At 42.6% G+C, this 5,493-nt stretch carries 5 protein-coding genes and 1 pseudogene; all 6 read right to left on the minus strand.

The window, feature by feature from the left end; translation table 11 throughout:
- Positions 1 to 599: 599 nt before the first annotated feature.
- Positions 600 to 1,916, minus strand: coding sequence for a restriction endonuclease subunit S (locus IM450_RS15205; protein ID WP_287671517.1), 1,317 nt, complete (start codon positions 1,914 to 1,916; stop codon positions 600 to 602).
- Positions 1,917 to 1,937: 21 nt separating this feature from the next.
- The gene (locus tag IM450_RS15210; protein ID WP_004268207.1) at positions 1,938 to 2,345 is read right to left on the minus strand and encodes a putative toxin-antitoxin system toxin component, PIN family; all 408 of its coding nucleotides are present in this window, start codon (positions 2,343 to 2,345) and stop codon (positions 1,938 to 1,940) included.
- Entirely contained in the window at positions 2,342 to 2,560 is a 219-nt protein-coding gene (locus IM450_RS15215) for a hypothetical protein (RefSeq protein ID WP_198285502.1), read from the minus strand. Before IM450_RS15215 ends, IM450_RS15210 begins: the two co-directional genes overlap by 4 nt.
- 112 nt (positions 2,561 to 2,672) lie before the next feature.
- Positions 2,673 to 2,918 carry a hypothetical protein gene (locus tag IM450_RS15220; protein WP_287671509.1) on the minus strand — a complete coding sequence of 82 codons (246 nt, stop codon included), beginning with the start codon at positions 2,916 to 2,918 and terminating at the stop codon, positions 2,673 to 2,675.
- A gap of 20 nt (positions 2,919 to 2,938) precedes the next feature.
- A pseudogene (locus IM450_RS15225) lies at positions 2,939 to 3,157 on the minus strand (Uma2 family endonuclease); the annotation flags it as partial.
- 5 nt (positions 3,158 to 3,162) lie between these two features.
- Positions 3,163 to 5,199, minus strand: coding sequence for a type I restriction-modification system subunit M (locus tag IM450_RS15230; protein WP_287671504.1), 2,037 nt, complete (start codon positions 5,197 to 5,199; stop codon positions 3,163 to 3,165).
- Positions 5,200 to 5,493 lie beyond the last annotated feature (294 nt).

Here is a 5,493-nt window from a genome sequence, read left to right on the forward strand (position 1 = left end):
AGTCTCGAAAACCAAGTGGACGGCGCAGCACCTTGAAAACTCGGCTTAGGGGGTTCCGACCAGAAAAGCTTGGCCGGGTAAAAAGTCTAAGCAACAAATACAAGAAGCGTTTAGCTGGAAACGTACCGTGGGACACACGGAATCGGGCTTCTGAAATGGGGCGAAAGTCTGTGAACTCTGTGTAAGACAGTACATGGTTTTTTAACTGTGGTATGCGACGGTGGTGGAAGCAGAAACTTAAATCGTGAGGTTTAGGAATCGCCGCACTTTTAGGGCGGCGAGGATGTCAAGTCTTTAGACTGCTCATTGTCAGTATTATACTAAATCTGGTTATTAAAGACTGATTATTTATTCCCCTTTTTGCATGAGTGCATGAGTAGAAAACGGGTTTCTCCGAGAAACCCGTTTTCTGTGCGTTACTCAACGGATTTGATATTATGCCCTACTTAAGTAGGTAGCCGTTAAAAATTATCAGATACCACCCTGATCAAGAGGGGACTAAGGGTAGGGTTGATTCATGAATCAACCCTACTATAAATCAACCCTAGTATCTCTCCGCAAATTCGTTTAAAGGCTTGCGATTTATAATGTGCATGGCTTTAATGTTCCCTCACGTCTATTTTACCAGTAACGGCGGCTGAAATTAACGCGGTGCGATATTCTTTGAGATGGTCAATGCTGGTGCGGGTTTTGGTGATTAGGTTGTCAATTTTGCTGGTTTCTCGGTCTAGGAATTGGGCGATTTTTTGTTGTTCTTCAGATGGTGGAAGTAACACTGGTAATTCTCCAAACTGTTCCCGATTTACATAAACAATCGTAGTGACAGTACAAACTCGCTCAAAATATGATTTAGAAACCGAAACAAGATATCTAAGAAAAAAAGGATCAATGTTTACTGGGATGTATGCTTGTAGCTGTTGATTAATAATTACTGACTGTGTATTAACAGAGGCAACTCCAAAATTTCCGACACAACTAGCTATTACACATTTTTTTGGTATTGCTTTCGAGCCTGCTATAAAAGCATCTTTATAGTTAACCAAATAACCTGAAATAGAACCATTAACTTCTTTGTTAATCATATCTTCCATCGTAACCCAGGGAAGCCCCTCAGAGGTGTTAAGTTCAGGTTTATTTCTTTGTGGTATAAAAATAGAGCTAACACGCTTCACAAGTGTAACCTTCCAATGTTCTGGAATTTTACCCAACCATTCAACCCCGGAATCCTTCATCGGAACATCTGGGTTAAGTCCTTTGGTGACTGCATGGCTAATCAGTGCGGTGCGCTTCTCTTTAAGGAGTTTGATTAAGCGCTCTTTCTTGGTGATTAGTTTATCAATTTTGCCAGTTTCTCGGTCTAGGAATTGGGCGATTTTTTGTTGTTCGGGAAGGGGGGGGATGGGTATCTTGATTTGTTTTAGATGAACAGGACCATAATGTTGAATTGTAGTGCCAGTTTTCAGTTGATTAATCTGTGTAAAGTAAAAATCAGAGCCTACTAGAACTCTAATGAAATCTCTTGCTATATTATTTCGTGCAGGTCTGAGGCGTATAATGCCTGTGTATGCAATGGAGTTAGCAGATTTCTGGTCAACAATAGACACCAATCCTGTGGACGCAGAACAGCTAATTAGAAGATCATTTGCTAAAAGTCTAAAGTGCTTCCACTTCTGCTCTACTTTATCTATTGCCAAGTAGTTACACCCTTCAATGTCAACATACCCAGGTTTTAAATTTGTAATTCGTAGTAGGGGTACACCTTCATCTTTAAAATCATCAGCCATAATCCCAGGACCCTCTTGAAAATCAATGAAGTGAGAGAATTTGACCATCTCCCAATGCTCTGGAATTGCACCCAACCATTCAACTCCAGAATCCTTATAAGTAGGATAAAGCTGCCATTTTTTTGTCATCATATTAATCTAGCTCTTAGGTTACTATTTTATTTGATATTTTGTCTGAAAAAGAGAAACTGAAATAATCTTGGTATGGCCTAGATTTTTAACTTCATCAAAGTCCTTATCTCCTGTAATAAAGTAATCAGCATTATTAATAATTGCACAGGCTAAAAACTTAGCATCTTTTCTATCTCTGGGGAAATCAATTTCTAAATTAATATCGACGACAAAAGTAACGGCACTTGTAAGAGTCAACCAGTATTGTTTCTGCTCATTAGTTAGCTTTAACCGTTTTCGGGATAAAACCTCTCTATATTCTGCTAAAATATCCGGTGATACTATCCAGTAAAAATCTGGGTTAGATACTACAAAGATAATTATTTTTTCTGGGTTTCTGTCAGCTATTGCGGCAGAAATAACAACATTAGTATCGATTACAACCTTCATTTTCCTCTTCTATAATCCTCAATTTCAGCTTCAATTTCCTCTTCAGTCAAAGGATTGTCAGCGTGTAAAGCTTGGACTTCTTTAAAGAAATCTCGTAACTTATTAGCTAGAGCTTCCCTGTCATAATTTTTGGCAATAATCATTACTTCCACTTGCTGACCTTTTTGAAAAGGTAAATCAGACAAAACAAGCTGATTAGGATCTTGAATGACCAAGGTTTTCTGATAGATATTCATCACTGGGGACTTAATAAGCGAGAACCGTTATCTGTATAAATTTCTGTTAACACCCATTTGATAGCTACATTAGCATCAACAACAAAACTCGTCACCTTTGTCTATCCTCTCTTAATAATTCTGTGCTATCCAAAAAATTTCTTCCTTGAAAATGTTCTCGCACTTTAGCAAATCTTTCCCTTGCTTGAGATAAGGTTTCCTTTGTTTTGGTTTTCTCCTCTGTAATAGGTTCAACAGTTACTGTTACATCCACTTCCTGACCTTTAAACTCAGGGATAATATCTAAATGTAACATCCCATCTTCGCCGATATGAGAGCGTAATTTAATTACTGGCATTTTGACACCTCTTTTTTACTTTATTTGCTTCTCCCCCCTTTTGAAGGGGGGTGGGGGGGATCGTCCAAATCTAAAACAAAATCAGTTAGAATATTCTCACCTGATAAATGTGTGGGATTGTGCAAAACTTCCACCTCTTGATTAGCTCGATAAATCTCAACGGTTTTACTTTTCGGATCGATTAACCATCCTAATTGTAAGCCATTTTCTAAATACTCCCGCATCTTCTCTCGTAGGGTCATGCTCAAATTCTCTCCTCTAGACTTGTTAACATGGCTAAAATCTCCCCTTCCACTTCCTTAATATCAGCTTCAATTGCCTCTAAAGTTCGCGGTGGCTGATACTTATAAAAATAGCGATTAAAATTAATCTCATACCCCACCTTTCCGAGCGCACCGTCCCTAATATCCCGCACCGTGTCACTAATCCAAGCATCGGTTACATGGGGAAGAACTTCTCGATCGAAATAGTCATTAATATCCTGTTTAAGTGGTACATTTTCCGTATCTCTTAAATCCGTATCCGGTTCGGGATTACCCTGTTTATCCAGACAAATATTAGCCGTTTCGTCCCGCTCAGAAAGAGCCGAAAGAATCGCCTTATAAACTGCTGGTGCGACCGTTATTCCCCCGGTTTTCATCGCTTTCTTTAGCACCTTCTCAAATTCCCCTCGATCCTGATATAAAGTATCGGGAAAACTATTAAGAATGTCTAAAATCAGCCTTTGTTGTTCCTTGCCGGCCTGTTCCTCGATCCCCTTCATTTCATCACTTTTCTTCTTGCTTACTGCCAGACTAGCAAACGCGCTCTGCTCTTTCAATCGCTCAATCCGCTCCGGTGATGCCTGAAAATTGAGCCTCAAGGGACGCTCTACGGTAATCTTGCGGTAGCCGAAATCTTCCCTATCAAAAATCTTACTCACTTCCGAGGGTTGAAAACTCTGGAAAATTTCAGTTATCTCCCGAATATGCTGGGAACTAATCTCCCGGCGCTTGCTGCCAAGACTCTTCCGCATCGGCAGCCAAAACTCGGAGGCATTAATCAGCTGCACCTTACCTCTTCTCTCAGCAGCCTTGTGGTTGGTCAATACCCAGATATATGTGGCAATGCCGGTGTTATAAAATAGGTCATTCGGCAGAGCGATAATTGCTTCGAGCCAGTCATTTTCCAAAATCCAGCGCCGGATCTCGCTCTCCCCACTTCCCGCATCCCCGGTAAACAATGGCGAACCGTTCATAACAATCGCCACGCGGCTGCCTCCTTGGGTCTCCGGCTTCATGCGTGCAATCATGTGCTGTAGAAAAAGAAGTTGTCCGTCACTGATGCGGGGTGTTCCTGCTGAAAATCGGCTGCCCGCTTTTTGTGCCTCTGTCTCCACCGCGTCCTTATCTCGCTTCCAGTCCTTGCCGTAGGGTGGATTGGCCAGGAGATAGTCAAAGGTTTTGTCACTGTGCTGGTCCTGGGAAAGGGTGCTGCCAAACTTGATATTTTCAGCGTCCTTACCGTCCACACTTTTCATGTAGAGGTCGGATTTACACACAGCAAAAGTCTCCGGGTTGACTTCCTGGCCAAAGAGAAAAACCTGGGCCTTGGGGTTGAGTTCCAAAATCCGATCCTTGGCAATGGTCAGCATTCCCCCGGAACCGCAGCAGGGATCGTAAACGCTGCGAGTAATGTATTCTTGGCTTAACTGTGTTTTGTCCGGGGAGAAGATGAGGTTAACCATTAACTGAATCACTTCCCGGGGTGTGAAGTGTTCCCCCGGATTTTCATCGAGAGCTTCGTTAAACTTGCGGATGAGTTCCTCAAAGATGTATCCCATCTCTAGGTTAGAAACCTTATCGGGGTGTAAATCGATGTTCTTAAACCGCTCGGTGACGAGAAAGAGCAGGTCTGATTGTTCCAGCTTGTCGATGGTGTTGGCAAAGTCGAACTTCTCTAATACCTCGCGCATATTGCCGCTAAAACTGTTGATGTAGAGCTTGAGGTTAGCGGCCAACTGTTTGGGATCATCGAGGAGTTTCTCGAAGTCGTAGGGACAACTGTTATAGAAGGCAAATCCTGATTTTTTGCAGAGGAGGGGGTCGAGATTGTCGAGCTTGTCTTTGTACTGGTGGTAGGCTGTTAAGACCTCCTCTTTGGTCGGCTCTAACACACAGTCGAGGCGACGCAGCACGGTGAAAGGCAAGATGACATCTTGATATTTGCCGCGCTTAAAGGTGTCGCGGATTAAATCCGCGATACTCCAAATAAAACTTACCTTGTCACCGAAGTTGTTCATCGGAAATTTTGGGTCTGAAACCCCGCCGTTCTACGGCGGCTTTACGTTAGAATTAAAAAGCCAGTCTCGAAAACCAAGTGGACGGCGCAGCACCTTGAAAACTCGGCTTAGGGGGTTCCGACCAGAAAAGCTTGGCCGGGTAAAAAGTCGCGTGCAACAAGTACAAGAAGCTATAGGCGGTCAACGTACCGTGGGACACACGGAATCGGGCTTCTGAAATGGGGCGAAAGTCTGTGGACTCTGTGTAAGACAGTACATGGTTTTTTAACTGTGGTATGCGACGGTGGTGGAAGC

This window comes from Microcystis sp. M083S1 (genome assembly GCF_020246405.1).
Taxonomy (GTDB): domain Bacteria; phylum Cyanobacteriota; class Cyanobacteriia; order Cyanobacteriales; family Microcystaceae; genus Microcystis; species Microcystis aeruginosa_C.